Consider the following 19,983-nt stretch of genomic DNA (forward strand, 5'->3'; position numbering starts at 1 on the left):
TCCCTAAACTGCTTTTAAACCCCGTTTACCCACCATCAGCATCTTACCTGTTGCGGCCTGCTCGATTTGCTCACTCCACCACTGCATTAACACCCTGCGCCTATCCAAATACGTGGCGCGGTTGTAAGCTGCCCGCACTTGGTTTTTTTCTTGGTGTGCTAATGCAGCCTCAATCACATCATGATCAAAGCCCTGTTCGTTTAGCGTGGTACTGGCCAATGCCCGTAAGCCGTGCGATACCAATATGCCTTTATAACCCATGCGCTGCAATGCGCGGTTAGCGGTTTCTGAATGCGTGGCTTTACCGGGGTTTCTATCGCTGGGAAATATATATTCAGAACGGCCGCTAATGGGCTGCATAAAATCGAGCAGCGCCAAAGTTTGATCGGTAAGCGGCACTTTGTGTTCGCGCTTTTGCTTCATGCGTTCAGCAGGTATGCACCACAGCATTTCGCTGCGATCTATTTCATCCCAGCGCGCGCCCGCTGCTTCGCTTGGTCTTACCATTGTGTGCAACTGCCACTCTATTAAACAGCGCGTTTGCATGCGTATTTGCGCAAAGCTAAGTGCTTTCATTAGCTCGGGCAATTGCTCGGGCTTTATGGTGGGCATGTTAGTGGCTTTGGCGGCAACGAACGCCGCTTTAATACCGGCCAACGGGTTATGCTGCAAAATGCCGGTGTTAACGCACCAGGTCATTAGCTCATTTAAGCGCTGGCAAATACGAGAAAGGGTTTCGGCTTTGTCTGCCGCTTCTAACGGTTTTAGTACATCGATAACAAAAGGGGCGGTTAACTCAGTTACGGGCCAGTTGCCCAGCTCGGGGAAAACATGCGAAACAAACGAATTACGAATGTTCTGCGCGTGGCGCTGACTTACCTTAGTAAACTTTACGTTGAACCATTTTTCGGCAATGTCTTTTAGCGTGTTGCTCATTTCACGCTGGCGCTTTTCGTTTTGCAGATCCAGCCAATTTTGCGGATCAATGTGCTTCGCTAACAGCTCCCGAAATTCAGTGCGCATCTTGCGCGCTTGATACAAAGATGTTTCAGGGTAGGTACCCAACTTGATCGTGTTCGGTTTTTTAAGGTGTGGGCGTTTGTAACGAAACAGCCAAGACTTACCGCCAGCAGGGGTAATGCGCAGCTCTAAACCATCGCCATCATACAGCGAAAAAACCTTGTCTTTTGGCTTCGCTGAGCGTGTTTCTGTATCGCTCAAAGGCCTTGTTTTTATTGCCATTTCACCCCCGAATGATACTACAGATTTTTTGCTAATTTGGCTGTAGTATCATCTGTAGTATCAAAACTGTTTGTTCTTACCGATTTATAATGAACTAAAACGAACGCTAAGATCAAGTAAAAGCCTTATTTTATTGGGGTTTAGCGAGCTTTGACGAGGTTTGTCGATCTTCCGTGAACGCTTAAATGGCTGCCCCAGCAGGAATCGAACCTGCAACTGCCCCTTAGGAGGGGGCCGTTATATCCATTTAACTATGAGGCAACAGGGCGCAGAGTCTAGCAGAATAAGACCTTGAAGTGAATATTACCTTGCGACCGCTTACGCTGTTGTTTCATAACTCAGAAAGCGGCCTTGATAAAGGCTATCGGCTTTGAAAGCTAACAATATCACCCGGTTGAATATGATTTAACAATTGTTGGCTCGGCGAGGCGGCCCATGCGCCTTCTGGGGTAATATCGGTAATCGTGAGTTGCACGGGGCTATCAAGTAAACGCCGCAGTTCGGCTTGCTGCGGATCGCGCTGAACTTGAATTAAATTAACCTGATCACCCACTTTTAAACCATGGCTGCTGCCTAAGCCGATCTGAATATGCTGTTGTTTTACTTGGCGGATTTGTGCAAGCAACGGCTGGCATTGGGTTTGTTCTTGAATATCTTGCGCCACGGTACGAAGCACTTGATCAATTTTTTGGCCATAGGGCATGCGCCAAAATGCCACACTGTGGCTACTGGGTGTGGTGTTATCTTGATCTGGCCAAAAACTACTGGTGCGGTATTCTTGTTGGTAACGCACTCGTCGCTCATAGGTATCAAACAACGCCACTTCCAAAGTAAAGAAGCGTTCGCGTTGGCTACTTTGCCAAAATTTACTGGTTTTAGCGCCAAGTGATAAATCTTGAATGGTAGCGAATAAAATAAATTGTTGGCCTTCGGCAAAAAACTGATCGGCAACATTGGCGGTTAATTGAGATTGCGCTATGGGTTCGTCACTTACTTGTAATGCTAAGCCTGGGCCAAAGTCACGCAAGTGGCGCGACAGCTGTCGTGTACTGTGTTCACCTAGTTCAAACAATTGGCCGTAAATGGCGTCTTGCCGCGCATCTAAATGCACTTGGGTAACCAATAATGGGTTTCGAAAATTAGCCGAACAGCTTTTGGCCATCGGCAAGATATGGGCTTTTAGCGTAATAAACACCTGTTGTTGGCTGTGCGTTTCTGACAGTAGCTGTACTTGTCGCAGCTCCGCGCTAGTGCTAAGTGTAACCGAGTGATGTTGCAAGATCCCTTGCACTACCTGTTGTTGGCTTTCTAATTTGGCACCGGCAAATAAAGTTGCCCGCTCTAGGGCATCTTCAATGGCTGCTCTACGCGCGCTGTCTAGATCGCCACGTTCAATACTGGCTTGCCCGGTGGCTTCATACCAGTTGGCGAAAAGCGAACTGCTTTGGCTTAAAGCGGCAAGCCCGAACAAGAGGGTGGATAGAATGCGTATTCTCATAGTCTGCCATCGTCTGAATGTATTGATTTGATGTAAACGCCTATCGGGTAGTTTGCTTAGTACCGGCGTTACAACGTATCTATTGCTACTGTACAAGCAAATAATGTGCCGAACTGGATATTTGTAATGACTGGCGTGAATTTTGCTTAAGTTTTGATATCAGAAAAGCGTTGGCTTAGGCAGCGCCCGCTGCCGTGACAGGATGGATTATTATGATTAAGAGCTTAAGCGTAGTTGTGATCCTTACAACATTAACATCAGCTTGTGGCCAATTGGCTGATAGACATATTGAATATCAACAAGAAACGCCACTGGCTTTCCCGGTGATCACGGCGCTGGGTGCTGCGCCAATATCAGCACAACCGGGTGCGAGTGACAGCCAGCGTATGTTAATGGCGATGCGTGCTTCCAAATTAGAAGCTTATCGAGAATTAGCTGAGCGGGTTTATGGTCAAAGAATTGACAGCAAAAACACCTTAAGTGCCATGGTCGCGCAAAACGATGTGCTAGAAGCGTCAGTGCAAGGTGTGATCCGCGGTGCGCGGGTAGTGAAAACCTATGCGGTTGAAGATACCTATATTACCGAGCTATCGCTGGATTTTGCCGAAGTATATGCAACCTTGCAGCATACCGAGCCGAAGCAAAGTATTCGCAGTGTGCGTTATTTGTGGTGATGGCTAGGCCTATTAAGCGCGGATAATTGCTTAATACGTAAGGTTGGATCAGGCTTTTACGCCACTGCCTTTACTATCCACAGCTGGTTTACCTTTGTTGGTGTAGGTTAAGCCGGTCTTACCATTCGCCGATAAAATCTCATGCTTTAATCGACCTAGCGTTAACTGGCTGTGTTCTAAAACCTGCTGGTTAACGGCAGTTTGTTGTTTGCACTGCGCCAATAAATCATCCAAAACAGCAATACGCTCATCAAACCAAGATTGTTTGCGTTGCTCAGCCAGGTCTTCAGATTGGCTAAGTGCCTTATCGGTTTGTTCAATTTGTAGCAATAAGGTATTTTTTTGTTCGATGATGTTGTTTAAACGCGGTACATCACGTTCAGTAACCGCTTTAAGTTCATGTTCTAGCAACAACAAAAGCGCAGATAAATGCGCTTGTTGTTGGTTCAGGCAGGTGAGGGTGGCGCTTTGTGCTGTATTCATTAGCGGTCGAATAAATCGCCCTCAAATTGCATGATACGCTTAGCTAACTGCTCAACGTTAATTTTGTATTTGCCTTCAGCAATAGCCTGTTTAATCTTATCGACTTTCTCTTGATCGATACCGCTACTGTTACTGGCCTTTTCTTGCAATTTAGAAAATTGCTGAGCTTGCGGTGTAATAGAAACCGAATCTTGCTTTTGCATTGCCTGACTACCGGCATTTTGCTGCACAGTAGTTTGTTGGCGCTGCACCAGTTGATCGTTTTTATCTGTTTTAACCTGCGGAGTATTTTGCAAGTTATTAATATTAATCGCCATAATAGAACCTCTTCACCTAAACTTTAGTCCTTATGCTTAGGTTAACGGCCGCTACAAAGAAAACTTTAGGTTTATTTTCTAAAATTTCACTTGAACTTGATTAACCCCAACAACCTCTGCTTGAATACTGCGCCCAGATTGCTGGTTTCTCACGGTAACTATAGCACCTAGGGTACCGTCTTGCTGAACCACGCCAGTGGCAGTAACAGATAAACCGCTGTTATTAATTTCTATTGTAACAATATCACCCCGGCATACAAGACAAAGATCTTGAAGGTTGATAATTTGACCAACACTCAGACTGCGTTTATTTTTACTACCAATAATCTCAGCCGGTTGCTGCACAATATTACCCCGAACTAAGCGTCGCTCCCGGCGCTCAATTTCGAGCATATCGGCCGTGATAACCGTTCCTGGAGAAATATTTTGCCGCATCACCACTAAATCAAGATACTCGGTGATCTTAGCTGATATAAACAACTGCCAAGCGACAGGGCTGTCACAGCTTAATTGCACGGTGGTTTGGCGTGGATTGTAGTTTGCCGGTAAACTAAATTGCAGGGCATTAGCACATTCTTTATCACCAATCCGAGTATCCAAAGGGGTCACGCTTATCTCAGTATCTGTTGACAGTTCGCTGGCTAAGGTGTCTTTTAACCAATTTTCTGTCAGGGTCGTTAATTGTTCAGGGTTATAGCTTGCTGAGGTATTTTGCTCGGCAAAAGCCGAAGCATTAAGCGTTAAACTTAAGCACAGTAAGGTAATTAAAGCAGTAATATGACGAAAATTTTCATACTTTTTCATAGGGTTTGTCTATGCTTAACTAACAAAGGGCTATAACATACCTGAATCATGTATTGACGCCGATTTTCTGACAGTTGAACTAGTCATGCAAATATCACGCCTAAAGGCTGAAGTAAGGAAACCCAGATGTCCAGTATTCTAGATTCCGTCAACCAGCGCACCCAACTTGTGGGTCAGAATCGATTAGAGTTGCTGCTGTTTAAGCTTGCTGGACGCCAGCGTTATGGTATTAACGTGTTTAAAGTGCGTGAGGTATTGCAATGTCCGCGTTTAACCAGCATGCCCAAACGCAACAAGTTTGTGCGTGGTATTGCGCACATTCGTGGCCAAACCATATCGGTCATTGATTTAAGTTTGGCTATCGGCGGGCGAGAAATTCAAGATCTTTCCACTGCGTTCATTATTATTTCTGAGTATAACCGCTCGGTGCAGGGCTTTTTAGTCAGTTCAGTTGAGCGCATAGTTAATACCAACTGGGAAACCATCATGCCTCCGCCAAAAGGCACTGGTGGTAAGCAAAGCTATTTAACGGCTGTTACCGAACTGGATAAAGAATTAATTGAGATCTTGGATGTTGAAAAAATTCTCGAAGAGATTTCACCCTCACCGACAATGATCCACGATGAAACGGTGTCGAAAAGCATTGCAACTGATTTAGGCGATCGAGTTATTTTAATTGCTGATGATTCTACTGTGGCCCGTAATCAGGTGAAACGGGCGCTAGAGCCTTTGGGTGTAAAAATGCACTTGGTCAAAAATGGCCGCGAAGCGCTGACCTATCTACAACAATTAAGTGAACAATGCCAACATTCGATCACAGAAAAAGTGGGTTTACTGATCTCTGATATCGAAATGCCGGATATGGATGGCTATACCCTAACAGCGGCGGTGAAAGCTGATGTGAAACTGCGACAGTTACATGTGATTTTACATACCTCGTTAAGTGGCGTGTTTAATCAGCAAATGGTACAAAAAGTGGGGGCTGAGGATTTTATTGCAAAGTTTAATCCCGACGAGTTAGCACAAGCAGTGCAAAAATGGCTCCACGTTGAATAATTGGTAAGGGTTATGCGTGCAGAATAAGCAGTTACAAGAATCGGAATATCGGCAATTTCGGGATTTTCTCGAGCAACAGTGCGGTATCGTGCTGGGTGACAATAAGCAATATTTGGTTAAAAGCCGTTTAACCCCCTTAATGCAACGTTTTAGCCATGGCAGTTTATCTGAACTGGTTGCCAAAACCATGAGTCCGTTTGAACGGCAGTTACGCTCAGCCGTGATTGACGCTATGACCACCAATGAAACCTTATGGTTTCGTGACAACTACCCATACGAGCTACTAAAGAATCAATTATTGCCGGAGCTGGAAAAAACTTGCCGCAGCGTCAAAATTTGGTCAGCGGCTAGCTCATCGGGTCAAGAGCCATATTCTATTTCAATGACCGCGCTAGAGTTTCAGCAAAGTCGGCCAAATGCCTTTCCTGGTGGGGTGAATATTTTAGGTACTGATATATCCAATACAATGCTGGAGCATTGCGCCAGAGCCGAGTACGACGGCTTAGCTTTAGCGCGTGGTTTATCACCTGAGCGACGCACGCGGTTTTTTGAAGATACCTCTAATGGCATGATGCGCGTTAAAGATAACGTGCGTAAAAAAGTGACTTTTCGGCATCTTAACCTGCTAGACAGTTATACTCTGCTAGGGAAATTCGACATCATATTCTGTCGCAACGTATTGATTTACTTTTCTCCTGAAGTGAAAGCGAAAATAATCAAACAGTTTGCTCAGTCATTAAATAGTAAAGGTTACTTAATCCTCGGGGCCTCAGAGTCATTGTCAACCATGAATGAAGACTTTGACATGCTGCGTTGTAATCCGGGTATTATTTACCGCAAGAAATCTTAACTCTGCATCTTGGCCTGCTTTTTGCTTCCTCAAACTAAGGTTACAACATGAGGTGGCAAAAAAATGGCAATCAGTTTAGACAAAGCCTTTGGCATGCACGAACAAGCGTTGCTGGTTCGAGATCGTCGTGCGCAAGTGCTGTCAGAAAACGTCGCTAACGCTGACACTCCTGGCTATAAAGCTAAAGACATCGATTTTCAGCAAGCGCTGGTGAACGCCCAATCTCGGCAAAGCCGTTCCATGCAGCGGACGCATGATGGGCATTTCGCCATTTCTACTGCAACCCGGCACGAAGTGAAGTTTCGTAATCCAGAACAAACTGATACCGGTGATGGTAACAGCGTGGACATGAACCGCGAACGTAATGCCATGATGCAAAATGCCATCGAATACCAAACCAGCCTACAATTTTTGAATAGTCGGATCAGTGGCTTGAAAAAAGCCCTTACAGGCACAGGACAGTAATTATGAGCTTATTTAAAGTGTTTGATATTGCTGGCTCTGGCATGACCGCCCAGTCAGTAAGAATGAATACCACAGCCAGTAACATTGCCAATGCGAACAGCGTAAGCAGTAGTATCGATCAGGTTTACCGTGGTCGTCACCCGGTGTTTGCCACCGAGTTTGCGCAAGCGCAGCGGCAACAAGATGCCGGCTCTGGCGTTAAAGTGCTGGGAATTGTCGAGTCTGACGCACCCCCGAATGTGGAATATGCGCCCAATCATCCGTTGGCGGATGAAAATGGCTATGTTTACAAGCCTAATGTCAACATTATGGAAGAAATGGCGAATATGATTTCAGCGTCTCGAGCCTATGAAACCAATGTACAAACCGCAGATGCCGCAAAACAAATGTTAATGCGCACCTTACGGTTAGGTCAGGGTTAAGGAGTAACGCATGACAACCATTAATACAAATTCTGCGCTAGAAGGGATGTACTGGGATACTGAGAAAAAAGTTGCCGATAAAAACAATGGCGCTTTAACGCAGTCAGATTTTTTTGCTTTGTTAACTCAGCAGTTAGCTTATCAAGACCCGACCAAGCCGGTAGAAAATGATCAAATGATCGCACAGATGACTAACTTTACCATGGCCGATGGTATCACCAAGCTTAATGATAATTTCAGTAGCTTGGCGCAAAGCATGTCGTCCAATCAAGCCTTGCAAGCCTCATCACTAGTAGGGCGTAGCGTGCTGACACAATCTGAACAATTGGTTTTCACCGGTGAGTCGCTCTCGCGTGGCCAAATAAACCTTGAACAACCAGCTGATAACATGAAAGTGATTATCACTAAACCCAACGGTGAGTTAGTTTCTACATTTAATGTTGATCAACCGCAATTGGGTAAAAATGAGTTTGCTTGGGATGGTACGAACCAAGCGGGTGAAACCGTTGCCGCTGGGCTTTATAACATCAGTGTTGAAGTTAGCGCCAGAGGCAAAACGGAAAATGCCCCAGTACAAGTGTATACCCCTGTATCCAGTGTCAGTATGGGCAACAACGGTAACGGCATTACACTGAATTTATTAGGCATCGGGGCAGTGAAATTGGCCGATGTGTTAGAAGTTTCTTATGGTTAATACGACCGCTTAAGGTGAGGTAACATATGAGTTTTAATATTGCATTAAGCGGTATCGCCGCTGCACAAAAAGATTTAGATACCACAGCAAATAACATCGCTAACGTTAATACTACAGGTTTTAAAGAGTCTCGAGCTGAATTTGCCGATGTTTATGCATCTTCGGTATTTCAAGCCGGTAGAACTAAAGTGGGTGATGGGGTCAGAACATCATCAGTTGCACAGCAGTTTCAACAAGGGTCGTTATTGTTCACTAATAACTCATTAGATTTAGCGGTGACGGGAGACGGTTTTTTTGTGACTTCCTCTGAAGTGGGCTCTCGAGATTATGCTTACACCCGGTCCGGTGCGTTTAAGCTAGATGCAAATAACTTTTTAGTGAACAACAATGGTGCCTTTTTGCAAGGTTACCCTGTGGATTCCGATTCAGGTACAACTAGCTCTGTCAGTTTAAGTACAACTGGGCCAATTCAGATCCCCACTACTGCAGGTGCGCCCAGTGCCACACGTGATGTGTTTGTTAGTATGAACTTAGACGCACGTTCATTGCCACCAACCATTACAACGTTTGAGCCAACTGACCGAGCCAGTTATAACAGCACCACCTCAACAACGATTTATGATAGCTTAGGTCAGGCACATATACTCAGTGTGTATTTTGTAAGAACAGACCCTTTGGCGAGTAATACTTGGGATGTGTATACCACATTCAATGGAACTCTTGTTCCCTCGGCTACCTCACAATTAGTTTTTAAGTCAGATGGAACACCAGGTGAAAATCCAGGTGACTTTGAAGATATTACCATTTCGCCTCTTGATTTAAATGGCTTGTTAAATAATGGTGCTAATTTTGGAACCGTGGGTGATTTTGGTATCCGTTTTCGCGATGAAGCAGGTACCCGAACGCCAACTCAATATGCATCAGCTTTTGAAGTGGGCTCACTAAGTCAGAATGGTACTACAGTCGGTCGTTTAACTGGGCTGGATATTGATGTTGGCGGCAGGATTATGGCGTCTTACTCTAACGGCGATCAACAATTTTTATCGCAAGTATCGATGGTGCGTTTTGCCAATCCGCAAGGCTTAAGCCAAGCGGGAGCAACGTCTTGGAAAGCCAGTTTAGCGTCTGGCGAGCCGTTAGCTGGTGAACCTAACACCGGTACCTTTGGTAGTATTCAAAGCTCCGCGTTAGAGCAGTCAAACGTAAACCTTACAACGGAGCTAGTTGATCTAATCAGCGCGCAGCGTAACTTCCAGGCCAATTCTCGGGCGTTGGAAGTTAACAGTACGCTTCAACAAACCATCTTACAGATCCGGTAAACGCTTTGTCATTCAAATCAAGCCACCTACGGGTGGCTTTTTTTTAATCAAAAAATCCTGTTTTATCAAGCTGGCACTCTTATTGCTTAAATATATTAAGTTGATGAAAAGTTTCGTTAAGTAAAAACAGCAAGTCCCTGCGAGGTTTACTATGGATCGTCTGTTATATATCGCCATGAGCGGTGCCAAAGAGAACATGAATGGCATCAGCGTACGAGCAAATAACTTGGCAAATGCCGGCACAGTGGGTTTTAAAGCCGATTTTGAACAGGCCCGTGCCATGCAAGCCTTCGGTGAGGGGTTGCCTACTCGAGTGTTTTCGTTAACAGAGAGTCCAGGTCAAAACTTTGACAGTGGCGCGATGATTATTACTGAACGCGAATTAGACGTTGCTATTCAAGGTAACGGTTGGTTTGCTGTGCAAGATAAAGAGGGTAATGAAGCCTACACCCGAGCGGGCAATTTACAGATTAGTGCCAGTGGCATGCTAATGACCGCCAGCGGTTTACCGGTGATGGGGGATGCGGGGCCGCTGCAACTCCCTGTGCCGTTAGCGAAGATGGAAATCGGCGCTGACGGCACCGTGATTGCGAGAGCGCAGGGTGCCCCGGCGAATGCGCTAGAAGAAGTAGGGCGTATTAAGCTAGTACAACCGGAATATGCCGATATTGTGAAAGGTAACGATGGCTTGTTTCGACGTAAAGATGGTCAGGATGCCGAGGCTAGTGCGAATGTCAATTTGCTTAGCGGTGCCTATGAGGGCAGTAATGTCAATGCGGTTGGCGAAATGACCACGATGATCAGCTTACAGCGCCAGTTTGAATTACAAGTGAAAATGATGAAGCAAGCTGAGCAAATGGATCAACAGCAAAATCAATTGCTGCGAATTGTAGGTTAAGGCTTTTTTCTTTTTACCGTTTTACTTCAGCCAGCAGCAGCTTGCTTGGCACTTAGTTAATAGGGCGTAAGCCCAGGAGGTACAAATGCATCCAGCATTGTGGATCAGCAAAACAGGGTTAGACGCGAAACAGCGTGATATCTCGGTTATTTCTAATAACTTGGCGAACGCCAGTACTGTAGGCTTTAAAAAGAGCCGTGCCGTATTTGAAGATTTGCTGTATCAAAACATTAATCAGCCAGGCGGGCGTTCTTCACAAAATTCTGAATTACCTAACGGTTTAATGATAGGTGCCGGTACCAAGGTAGTTGCGACGCAAAAAAGCTTTACTCAAGGCAATATGATCACTACAGAGAACAGTTTGGATCTGATGATCCAAGGCCATGGTTTTTTTGAAGTGTTAATGCCTGATGGCACTATTTCTTATAGTCGTAATGGCCAATTCACGGTTGATGGTGACGGTAATGTTGTGACCTCTGGTGCCGGGTATCAGGTGCAGCCCAATATTGTGGTGCCGCCAGATGCCACTAATATCATGGTGTCTCAAGATGGCGAGATCTCCGCTCGTTTAGCCGGGCAGGTTGAGAATGCGGTATTAGGTCAGTTAACTGTCACTAACTTTATTAATCCGGCCGGTTTAGAGCCGATTGGCCAAAACTTATTCAGCCAAACGCCAGCCAGCGGCGATCCGGTGCAAGGCATTCCAGGATTAGAAGGACTGGGGATTATTGTGCAGGGAGCGCTAGAAACCTCTAATGTCAATGTCACAGAAGAGTTGGTTAGCTTAATTGAAAGTCAACGCGTGTATGAAATGAACTCTAAAGTCATTTCTACCGTGGATCAGATGCTTGGTTTTGTTATTCAACAGTTATAAGGCAGGTACAGCTCATGCGTAATGTCCTATTGATACTGATGGTCAGCAGTTTAACCGCCTGTTCTTCTATGCAAGAAGCGCAGCCAAACGATCCGTATTTTGCTCCCTTGCCGCCAGAGTCGGCGCCGCGGCCAGTGGTAAAAAACGGTTCGTTGTTTATGCAAAGCCATTCTAATAGCTTGTATTCCGATAACAAAGCACGGCATGAAGGTGACATTATTACGGTTGTGCTTCGTGAGAAAACCCAAGCGTCGAAAAAAGCCAAAACAGAAACGGCTAAAGACAGCAACATTGCTTTTGACCCGATTAATTTTGCCGGAAGCAATGTGTCGGTTGGCGGTAATGTGTTGCAGTTTGGCGCGGGCAGTAGCCAAGACTTTAAAGGCGACGCCAAAGCCGATCAGAGCAATAGCTTAGTCGGCGATATCTCGGTCAATGTGTTGCAGGTCATGTCGAACGGTAACTTAGTGATCCGCGGTGAAAAATGGCTGACATTAAATACCGGTAAAGAATATATCCGTTTAACTGGTGTTATTCGGCCACAAGATGTCGATGTGAATAACACGGTAGAGTCGACCAAGATTGCCAATGCACGTATCGAATACAGCGGCACGGGTGCACATCATGGCGGGCAATCACCAGGCTGGTTAACCCAGTTTTTTAATGGTCCATTCTGGCCATTCTAGGAGCAGTATATGCGGTTTCTGATCATGCTCGGCTTATTATCTACGCTAGTTTGTAGCAATCTTGTTCAGGCTGCGCGTATTAAAGATGTCACCGATATTGAAGGGGTGCGTAGTAACCAATTGGTTGGTTATGGGTTGGTGGTCGGCTTACCCGGTACTGGCGAGCAAAGCCCTTTTACCGAACAAAGCTTCCGCACCATGCTGGCTAATTTTGGGATTAACCTACCAGCGGGTTCGCGCACACAAATAAAAAATGTGGCAGCAGTGGCCATTCATGCCGAGTTACCGGCGTTTGCCAAGCCCGGGCAAACTATTGATATTACGGTATCATCCGTAGGTAGCGCGAAAAGTTTGCGTGGCGGTACTTTATTACAAACCTTTTTAACCGGCTTAGATGGCAATGTTTACGCAGTAGCGCAGGGCAGTTTAATTGTCAGTGGCTTAGGTGCTGAAGGTTTAGATGGTTCGCGTATTTTAGTGAACACACCCACCGTGGGCCGCATTCCAAACGGTGCTGTAGTAGAGCGTGAAGTAGAGTCTCCTTTTGCTAAAGGCGATTTTATTACGTTTAACTTAAAGCGCCCAGACTTTACTACTGCAAAAAGATTGGCTGAAGTGATTAATGGTTTTATGGGCCCAGAAACTGCCTTTTCATTAGATGCCTCTTCGGTACAGGTTAGAGCGCCGCGAGATATTAGCCAGCGCGTAAGTTACTTGTCGGTATTAGAAAACTTGACCTTTCAACCTGCAGATCAATCTGCCAAAATTATTATCAATTCTCGCACTGGCACCATCGTCATTGGTAAAGATGTGCGTTTGTTTCCTGCTGCTGTCACTCATGGTGGCTTAACGGTTACCATCGCTGAAAACCCACAGGTGGTTCAACCTAATGCGTTAGCCGGTGGTGAAACGGCCGTGGTACAAAACAGCATTATTGATGTGAACCCAGAAAACTCCAGAATGTTTAAATTTGACCCTGGTGTCACACTTGATGATTTGGTGCGCACAGTGAATGCAGTTGGCGCGGCGCCAGGTGATTTAATGGCCATTTTAGAAGCATTAAAAGAGGCTGGCGCCATTCATGGTGAGTTGGTGGTGATCTAAATGGATACGGGTAAACTGCAACATTCTTATCATGATTTAAGCAGCCTGCAGCAAATTCGCAGTGCGGCTAAAGATGATAGCAAAGGTGCGCTGCGCCAAGCGGCTGAGCAGTTTGAAGGGATCTTTTTTAATATGCTGCTAAAAAGTATGCGCCAAGCGAATAAGGCGTTTGAAGCAGAAGGCTTAATGAATAGCCAAACTACAGAGTTTTATCGTGATATGCATGATAACCAGATGGCATCTGATTTAGCGCAAAAAGGTGCCTTGGGTTTAGCCGATTTGTTAGTACAGCAGTTAGACCCACAAGCCGTCAGCCAGCATAAACACTCAGCTTCCGCGTTGCGTTTACCTGGTGATACGCGTGCTGATGAGTTAAATATGCCACAAGTGCAACTGTTTAAAGATGCACCGGAACTGGGGTTATTAAAAGCCCAATCTATGCAGCAGTTAGCGCAAGTGGAAATGGCTCAGCCGGGGCGGCGCGAATTATCACAACTGAGCCCATTATTAGACAAACTGCAACAACAGCGTGCACAAAAGCAAGAACAAGCTCAAGCCGCGGCAATTGCTGGTAGTAGCAATACCAGCAATGTTGAGCCACAAGCCGTAATAGGCGCGTCAGCGTTTCGAAATGATTCACCGGTGGAGTTTATTCGTAGCTTACTGCCCGCAGCACGCAAAGCTGCCGGTGCTTTAGGGTTAGATCCGTTAGCGCTAATTGCCCAAGCCGCACTTGAAACAGGTTGGGGTAAACGCGTTATTAAAACCGCCAGTGGTGACAATAGTTATAATTTATTTGGTATTAAAGCCAGTCGTAATTGGCAAGGTGAGACCGCCGTTGTTGATACGCTGGAATACCGACAAGGTGTGGCACGAAAAGAGCAAGCCAAGTTCCGGGCGTATGATTCTGCCGAACATAGCTTACAAGATTATGCGGGTTTTATTGCTAATAGCCTGCGCTATCAGCAAGCGGTGGCTGCAGCGCCTGAACCCGCAGCCTACTTTAGTGAATTACAAGCAGCAGGGTATGCCACCGATCCTAATTATGCCCAAAAAATTATGGCGGTATTTAAAAGTACAGCCTTTGAGCAAGTCAGAGCAGAATTAAATAACGCTCAAGATTTTCAAACAACAGCCGAAGAATAGCCTATACCCGTGATCGGGTGCGTGGAGCGATGAATGAGCTTACTTAACATTGGTAGAACAGCGGTATTATCCAGCAACACCTTGCTAAATACCACCGGTAACAATATTGCCAATATCAATACGCCTGGCTATGTGCGGCAACGCACGGAATTTGTGTCGCAGCAATTTGGCTTAGGTGTTGGCCAAGGCACGACTGAAAGGTTAGTAAGTGAGTTTAGTCAGAAACAACTACGACGGGACACGACCAGTGCCGCTTATAGCTCACAGTATTTATCGGAAGCGAGTCGAGTTGATGCGTTGTTTTCCAATGCCGCCAACAGTATATCAACGGGCATGAATAATTTGTTTCAACAAATTCAAACAGCTAACAATGACCCCACCCAGTTATCAAATCGACAGTTAGTGTTGGGTACCAGTCAATCGCTTATTGATCAGTTTAGCAATATGTCCACGCTTCTTTCAGATCAAGAACAATTCTTAAATCAGCAACTAGATGTGTATGTAAAAGACGTAAATGACTTTGTGAGTCAGATTGCGGCTTATAATGTTGAAATTGTCAATTATGGTTCTAGTGCCGGTAGACCGGTTCCTCTAGATTTACTCGATAAGCGTGACGCGGCTATATTAAAGTTAGCCGAATTTGTCGATATCCAAACAGTGGATGCTAAATCAGGTGAAAAACTGGTGTTTATGGGTACGGGGCAGTCGCTCGTGGTTGAACGTGGTCAGTTTAATTTACTTTCCATGCGAGGTGACCCCGATCCTAATGATCGTGAAATCTTGCTCACCTTACGTGAAAATGCTGATGCAAAAGTGGCACTGAGTGCCCAAGGTATTGGCGGTAAAATGGGCGCATTGACGGATTATCGGTTGCAGGTTTTAAACCCAACGCAACAGCAACTTGGGCAATTAGGGTTAACACTGGCCGACAGTATGAACCAGCAGAATAAATTGGGTTTAACTCTTAACGGCACAATTGGCCAGAATTTATTTACTTTACCAAGCTCAAAAGGTTTAGCGTTTAAAAGCAATAGCGCTAACAGTAGTGTTATTGTAGAAATTGAACCCGGCAAAGCCAACCAACTGCCCCCGAATAATTTCCTTGTGAAGATAGTTGACGCTACTACCGCCACTGTAACGGCGTTAGATGAGATGGGACAGCCTTATCTAGACAGCAATGGCCAACCTGATCTAACGAAAGTGAAAACTTTAACCAGTGCTACGGGTTTTCCCTCAGTAACCCCCTTTACCGCAGATGATGCTAATGGTGATTTATTTGGTTTAAAGTTAACTATTAGTGGTGTTGCAGGTGATGAATTTATCTTAAAACCATTAAGTTCTGCGGCGCGTGAACTCCAAATGGCAACATCAAGGGCTGAAGATGTAGCACTTTCTGGACCAATACGTGGCGAGTACCTTATCAGTAACTTAGGAAATGGTCGAGTTGAAGGCGTGACGGTTTTCAATACCAATCCAGCAGACTCTGCTTTTTTGAGCAATGGCCTTCGGGATGGGCCTTATACTGTAACGTATCAAGGGTTTAATAGTGTTGCTGGTGAGCATATATTTGAGATTGCAGATAATACAAGTGTTATTGGTGAAAGCCGGTTTACTACAAATAATTTCAACAATATGTTTGAGAACAGTACTTCAGTACCAAATCTAAAAGAGCAACTAGGGTTTGACTTTAGTCTTACGGGCATTCCCAAACCCGGTGATATCTTTACTTTAGATTTTAATACCAACGGGTACAATGATAACCGTAATGGTTTAGCCATGTCAGCTTTACAAAATGAATCTTTGGTGCGGCGCAGCCCTGATCAACAGAGTAGTGCGGTGAATTTGTACAGTTTTAACCAAAGTTATGGGATCATGGTGGGCAACATTGGTGAACGTACACGCCAAGCACGCACTGCCGATGAAGCCAATACTGCTATTTTAGAGCAAACAACCCTTTGGTATGAGTCATTATCCGGTGTAAATTTAGATGAAGAAGCAGCCGATTTAATTCGTTTTCAGCAAAGTTATGCGGCAGCAGCTAAAATTATAGCCACTTCGCAAGAAATTTTTGACACTCTGTTACAGTCAGTGAGGTAAGTCATGCGTTTAACTTTTAATATGCAGTTTACACAAAGCCTGAATGGCATTCTAAACGCACAGCAACGTATGTCAAAAGCAGAAACGCAGTTGAGCAAACAAACACGTATTCTGTCTCCCGCCGACGACCCAGCAGGCGCGGCTAAGGTGTTAAGCCTGGATCAAAGTAAAGCGCAGATTGAACAATTTCAAACCAACAGTATTTTGTTGAAAAACAACTTAGCACTGCAAGAAACGGTGCTTACCAGCATGAGAGAATCTTACGATCGTGTTTCTACGCTGGCGCAAGCCAGTGGTAATGGAACCTACACAATTGAACAACGTAAAGCCATCGCGTTTGAATTAAAAAATATTCAAACCGAGTTATTTGATTTAATGAACACGCGTAGTTCAGAGGGCAGTTTTATTTTTGCTGGCTATCAAGATAAGACGGCTGCTTATGAATTCACGTCTGATGGTAAATATCAATTCAAGGGAGATGATGGTACGCGTAATTTGCAAGTTTCACAGTCAATCACCTTGCCAAGTAATGATAGTGGTAAAGCTATATTTGATAGCGTATTTGAACGTTTTAAACCACAAGTCACTAGTGCCCCAACTGGAGCATCTATAGATGTTGTAGATCAAACTGCGTTTGATAGTTTTTATTTAAGTAATTTTGATAATCTTACCGCAGCAAACAATCAGTATCAGCTGGATATTGATGCCACGGGTAACTATCAATTTTTACGTAATGGCAGCCCATTAAGCCCGGCTGTTACTGGTGCATATACCCCAGGTTCAGCTATTGTATTTAATGGTGCGAAATTTACATTTGATACGGCAACAACCCTACCAGCCCAAGTAGATTTTGAACTTTCTAGTCCTCAACAAACTAATATTCTAAATACACTACAAAAGTATATAGAGATTTTAAGTAATCCAATAGCAACGGATGCGGAACTCAATACTGGACTCGCTGACATTCTGCAGCAAACCACGGTTACCGCGAATAACGTTGATAGTGTTTTAGCTAATCTAGGTGGCCGATTAAATGTGGTCGACAGTGTGTTTAATACCAACGAGGATTTATTAATTAATAACCAGCAGTATAAGGCAGATATCTCTGAAGTGGATCTTGCCGCAGCGCTTACTGAAATTAAACGCCAAGAAGTGGCGTTACAAGCGGCATCACAGACTTTTTCTAAAGTTAATGCCACAACGTTATTTGATTATATTCGCTAAAAACCAGAGCAGGCAGCAATGCCTGCTCTAAAGTCATTGATTAATATTGATTTAAAATCCTCAAAAAAATTCTAAAGTTTCCTCGCACTGCGCCGATACATATTTAACACGGCAAGAAACAGGCAATACGCAGTTCAAATTGCCTTAAACAGTTAAAAAGCGAGGAATACATCATGGCTTTATTCGTAAACACCAATACTTCATCACTGAACGCACAGCGTCAGATGCAATCTTCAGGCAACGCTTTAGATACTGCATTTAAACGTTTATCTTCAGGTTTCCGGATTAACAGCGCAGCGGATGATGCGGCTGGCTTACAGATTTCTAACCGTTTAACTAGTCAGATTAATGGCTTGGATCAAGCATCACGAAATGCTAATGATGGTATCTCATTAGCCCAGGTTGCTGAAGGCGCAATGGATGAAATTACAAATTCACTGCAACGCATTAGAACTTTAGCGATTCAATCGCAAAACGGTATCAATGCAACAGCTGACCGCGGTGCTTTACAAAAAGAAATTTCAGCACTGAAAGTTGAAATTAGTCGGATTGCTGCCACAACTCGGTTCGGTGATCAATTACTACTCGATGGTACAGGAAATAAAGCATTCAACTTTTTAGTTGGCGCTAAAGGAACCACAAACGAATATATTTCTGTAAGTTTGTCTAGAACGAGTGGTTGGGGTTCAGTTGGTTTAGGTGTGAATACCGCCACGGTTGCTACATCAGCTAATGCGGGATCGGCAATTGCTGCAGTAGATTTAGCAATAGCGGCTGTGGATGGAAAACGCGCTGACTTAGGTGCTGTGCAAAACCGGTTTCAAGCAACAATTCGTAACTTAACGAATGTTTCTGAAAACGTGTCAGGTGCTCGTGCTCGGATCCGTGATACGGATTTCGCGAAAGAAACGGCAGAATTAACTCGGGCACAGATTTTACAGCAAACTAGCCAAACGGTTTTAGCTCAGGCCAATCAGCGGCCACAGGGTGCACTTAGTTTACTACAAGGTTAATAGCGTAACGCGCTGAAGCATCGAGATTATTGCAGTAATCTTGCTTCTTGCCGGAAAGCTTCAGTGGAGTGACTCGCTTATTATAAAGCCGCCATATGGCGGCTTTATCCTTTCTAAACACCGCAGTATTATTCTTATAAATAATTTAAAAAAAACCTAAAGTAAATTTAAAGCCCGCCGATACAAAGTTAAGCCAAGTTGCAGCTTGGCTCAGCTAAACGGATTATCCGTACTTTAAACTACAGTCAAAGGCGATATATGCCGATGACTAAGGAGTGACTCATGGCTTTATTTGTCAATACTAACACCTCATCGCTGAATGCTCAGCGTCAGTTGATGAACTCAGGCGGCGCCTTGGATACCGCGTTTAAGCGTTTATCTTCTGGTTTCCGGATTAACAGTGCTTCTGATGATGCGGCTGGTTTGCAGATTTCTAACCGATTGACCAGCCAGATTAATGGTTTGGATCAAGGTGCTCGAAATGCCAACGATGGTATCTCTTTAGCACAAGTTGCTGAAGGTGCGATGGAAGAGATTACTACTTCATTGCAACGGATGCGTACACTGGCTGTTCAATCTCAAAATGGTATTAATGCCACTGCCGATAGAGCTGCACTGCAAAAAGAAGTGTCAGCACTAAAAGTAGAAATCAGCCGTATTGCCAGTACTACACGTTTTGGTGACCGTATTTTGTTAAGCGGCGGCGGTTCGTTTAACTTTTTAGTTGGTGCTAAAGGCACTACTAATGAATACATTTCGGTAAGTTTAAACCGGACAGGTGGTTGGGGTGCGGCAGGGTTATCGATTGCTGCGACCACGGTTGCAAACTCTGCTAACGCGGGTAGTGCAATCATTGCCATTGATAAAGCGATAGCTGCAGTAGATGGCAAACGAGCAGACTTAGGTGCGGTTCAAAACCGTTTCCAAGCAACAATTCGTAACTTAACTAACGTTTCTGAAAACGTGTCAGGTGCGCGTGCACGGATCCGTGATACCGATTTCGCCAAAGAAACAGCGGAATTGACTCGGGCTCAGATTCTGCAGCAAACAAGCCAAACCGTGCTTGCTCAGGCGAATCAGCGTCCACAAGCCGCGTTGTCGTTATTAGGATAATAAC

At 44.8% G+C, this 19,983-nt stretch carries 21 protein-coding genes and 1 tRNA gene; 16 read left to right on the forward strand and 6 right to left on the reverse strand.

What is annotated here, in order from left to right:
- Positions 1 to 3: 3 nt before the first annotated feature.
- The 3 genes from ORJ01_RS10820 to ORJ01_RS10830 all read right to left on the reverse strand — a co-directional run bounded on the left by ORJ01_RS10820 (position 4) and on the right by ORJ01_RS10830 (position 2,740).
- Positions 4 to 1,242, reverse strand: coding sequence for an integrase domain-containing protein (locus ORJ01_RS10820; protein WP_306178054.1), 1,239 nt, complete (start codon positions 1,240 to 1,242; stop codon positions 4 to 6).
- Positions 1,243 to 1,428: 186 nt separating this feature from the next.
- Positions 1,429 to 1,503, reverse strand: a tRNA-Arg gene (locus ORJ01_RS10825).
- Positions 1,504 to 1,603: 100 nt separating this feature from the next.
- A complete protein-coding gene (locus tag ORJ01_RS10830; protein ID WP_306178055.1) occupies positions 1,604 to 2,740 on the reverse strand; it encodes a flagellar assembly protein T N-terminal domain-containing protein in 1,137 nt (378 codons plus the stop codon).
- Between the two features lie 212 nt (positions 2,741 to 2,952).
- Here ORJ01_RS10830 and ORJ01_RS10835 point away from each other — a divergent pair, with 212 nt between their 5' ends.
- Positions 2,953 to 3,414 (forward strand): LPP20 family lipoprotein, encoded by a 462-nt coding sequence (locus ORJ01_RS10835; RefSeq protein WP_306178056.1) that lies wholly within the window; start codon positions 2,953 to 2,955, stop codon positions 3,412 to 3,414.
- A 48-nt stretch (positions 3,415 to 3,462) separates the two neighbouring features.
- Here ORJ01_RS10835 and flgN read toward each other — a convergent pair whose 3' ends face one another.
- The 3 genes from flgN to flgA all read right to left on the reverse strand — a co-directional run bounded on the left by flgN (position 3,463) and on the right by flgA (position 5,018).
- Positions 3,463 to 3,897: a flagellar export chaperone FlgN gene (gene flgN / locus ORJ01_RS10840; protein ID WP_306019865.1), complete on the reverse strand. Its 435-nt coding sequence runs from the start codon at positions 3,895 to 3,897 to the stop codon at positions 3,463 to 3,465.
- Entirely contained in the window at positions 3,897 to 4,214 is a 318-nt protein-coding gene (gene flgM, locus ORJ01_RS10845; RefSeq protein ID WP_306019864.1) for a flagellar biosynthesis anti-sigma factor FlgM, read from the reverse strand. The genes flgN and flgM overlap by 1 nt, the downstream gene beginning before the upstream one ends.
- Before the next feature lie 78 nt (positions 4,215 to 4,292).
- The gene (gene flgA, locus ORJ01_RS10850) at positions 4,293 to 5,018 is read right to left on the reverse strand and encodes a flagellar basal body P-ring formation chaperone FlgA (RefSeq protein ID WP_306019862.1); all 726 of its coding nucleotides are present in this window, start codon (positions 5,016 to 5,018) and stop codon (positions 4,293 to 4,295) included.
- 126 nt (positions 5,019 to 5,144) lie between these two features.
- Here flgA and ORJ01_RS10855 point away from each other — a divergent pair, with 126 nt between their 5' ends.
- The 15 genes from ORJ01_RS10855 to ORJ01_RS10925 all read left to right on the forward strand — a co-directional run bounded on the left by ORJ01_RS10855 (position 5,145) and on the right by ORJ01_RS10925 (position 19,979).
- Positions 5,145 to 6,074, forward strand: a complete 930-nt coding sequence (locus ORJ01_RS10855; protein ID WP_226751793.1) for a chemotaxis protein — start codon at positions 5,145 to 5,147, stop codon at positions 6,072 to 6,074.
- Positions 6,075 to 6,090: 16 nt separating this feature from the next.
- The gene (locus ORJ01_RS10860; protein ID WP_306019859.1) at positions 6,091 to 6,924 is read left to right on the forward strand and encodes a protein-glutamate O-methyltransferase CheR; all 834 of its coding nucleotides are present in this window, start codon (positions 6,091 to 6,093) and stop codon (positions 6,922 to 6,924) included.
- A gap of 63 nt (positions 6,925 to 6,987) precedes the next feature.
- A complete protein-coding gene (gene flgB, locus ORJ01_RS10865; RefSeq protein WP_306178057.1) occupies positions 6,988 to 7,389 on the forward strand; it encodes a flagellar basal body rod protein FlgB in 402 nt (133 codons plus the stop codon).
- Between the two features lie 2 nt (positions 7,390 to 7,391).
- Positions 7,392 to 7,811: a flagellar basal body rod protein FlgC gene (gene flgC / locus ORJ01_RS10870; RefSeq protein WP_226751796.1), complete on the forward strand. Its 420-nt coding sequence runs from the start codon at positions 7,392 to 7,394 to the stop codon at positions 7,809 to 7,811.
- A 10-nt stretch (positions 7,812 to 7,821) separates the two neighbouring features.
- Positions 7,822 to 8,505 (forward strand): flagellar hook assembly protein FlgD, encoded by a 684-nt coding sequence (locus tag ORJ01_RS10875; RefSeq protein ID WP_306019856.1) that lies wholly within the window; start codon positions 7,822 to 7,824, stop codon positions 8,503 to 8,505.
- 26 nt (positions 8,506 to 8,531) lie between these two features.
- Positions 8,532 to 9,824, forward strand: a complete 1,293-nt coding sequence (gene flgE, locus ORJ01_RS10880; protein ID WP_306178058.1) for a flagellar hook protein FlgE — start codon at positions 8,532 to 8,534, stop codon at positions 9,822 to 9,824.
- A 151-nt stretch (positions 9,825 to 9,975) separates the two neighbouring features.
- Positions 9,976 to 10,722 (forward strand): flagellar basal body rod protein FlgF, encoded by a 747-nt coding sequence (locus tag ORJ01_RS10885; protein ID WP_306178059.1) that lies wholly within the window; start codon positions 9,976 to 9,978, stop codon positions 10,720 to 10,722.
- Positions 10,723 to 10,807: 85 nt separating this feature from the next.
- Complete coding sequence (gene flgG / locus ORJ01_RS10890) at positions 10,808 to 11,596, forward strand: flagellar basal-body rod protein FlgG (RefSeq protein ID WP_226751800.1); 789 nt, start codon at positions 10,808 to 10,810, stop codon at positions 11,594 to 11,596.
- 14 nt (positions 11,597 to 11,610) lie between these two features.
- Positions 11,611 to 12,282, forward strand: a complete 672-nt coding sequence (gene flgH, locus ORJ01_RS10895; RefSeq protein ID WP_226751801.1) for a flagellar basal body L-ring protein FlgH — start codon at positions 11,611 to 11,613, stop codon at positions 12,280 to 12,282.
- A 9-nt stretch (positions 12,283 to 12,291) separates the two neighbouring features.
- Complete coding sequence (locus ORJ01_RS10900; protein WP_371930729.1) at positions 12,292 to 13,386, forward strand: flagellar basal body P-ring protein FlgI; 1,095 nt, start codon at positions 12,292 to 12,294, stop codon at positions 13,384 to 13,386.
- Entirely contained in the window at positions 13,387 to 14,532 is a 1,146-nt protein-coding gene (gene flgJ / locus ORJ01_RS10905; RefSeq protein WP_306178060.1) for a flagellar assembly peptidoglycan hydrolase FlgJ, read from the forward strand. It abuts the gene before it with no gap.
- 33 nt (positions 14,533 to 14,565) lie between these two features.
- Positions 14,566 to 16,629, forward strand: a complete 2,064-nt coding sequence (gene flgK, locus ORJ01_RS10910) for a flagellar hook-associated protein FlgK (RefSeq protein ID WP_306178061.1) — start codon at positions 14,566 to 14,568, stop codon at positions 16,627 to 16,629.
- A 3-nt stretch (positions 16,630 to 16,632) separates the two neighbouring features.
- Complete coding sequence (gene flgL, locus ORJ01_RS10915; protein ID WP_255654629.1) at positions 16,633 to 17,853, forward strand: flagellar hook-associated protein FlgL; 1,221 nt, start codon at positions 16,633 to 16,635, stop codon at positions 17,851 to 17,853.
- Positions 17,854 to 18,026: 173 nt separating this feature from the next.
- Positions 18,027 to 18,866 carry a flagellin gene (locus ORJ01_RS10920; protein WP_226751804.1) on the forward strand — a complete coding sequence of 280 codons (840 nt, stop codon included), beginning with the start codon at positions 18,027 to 18,029 and terminating at the stop codon, positions 18,864 to 18,866.
- 282 nt (positions 18,867 to 19,148) lie between these two features.
- Positions 19,149 to 19,979, forward strand: coding sequence for a flagellin (locus ORJ01_RS10925; RefSeq protein ID WP_306019850.1), 831 nt, complete (start codon positions 19,149 to 19,151; stop codon positions 19,977 to 19,979).
- Positions 19,980 to 19,983: the final 4 nt, after the last annotated feature.

This window comes from Alishewanella sp. SMS8 (assembly GCF_030737935.1).
GTDB classification, from domain to species: Bacteria; Pseudomonadota; Gammaproteobacteria; order Enterobacterales; family Alteromonadaceae; genus Alishewanella; species Alishewanella maricola.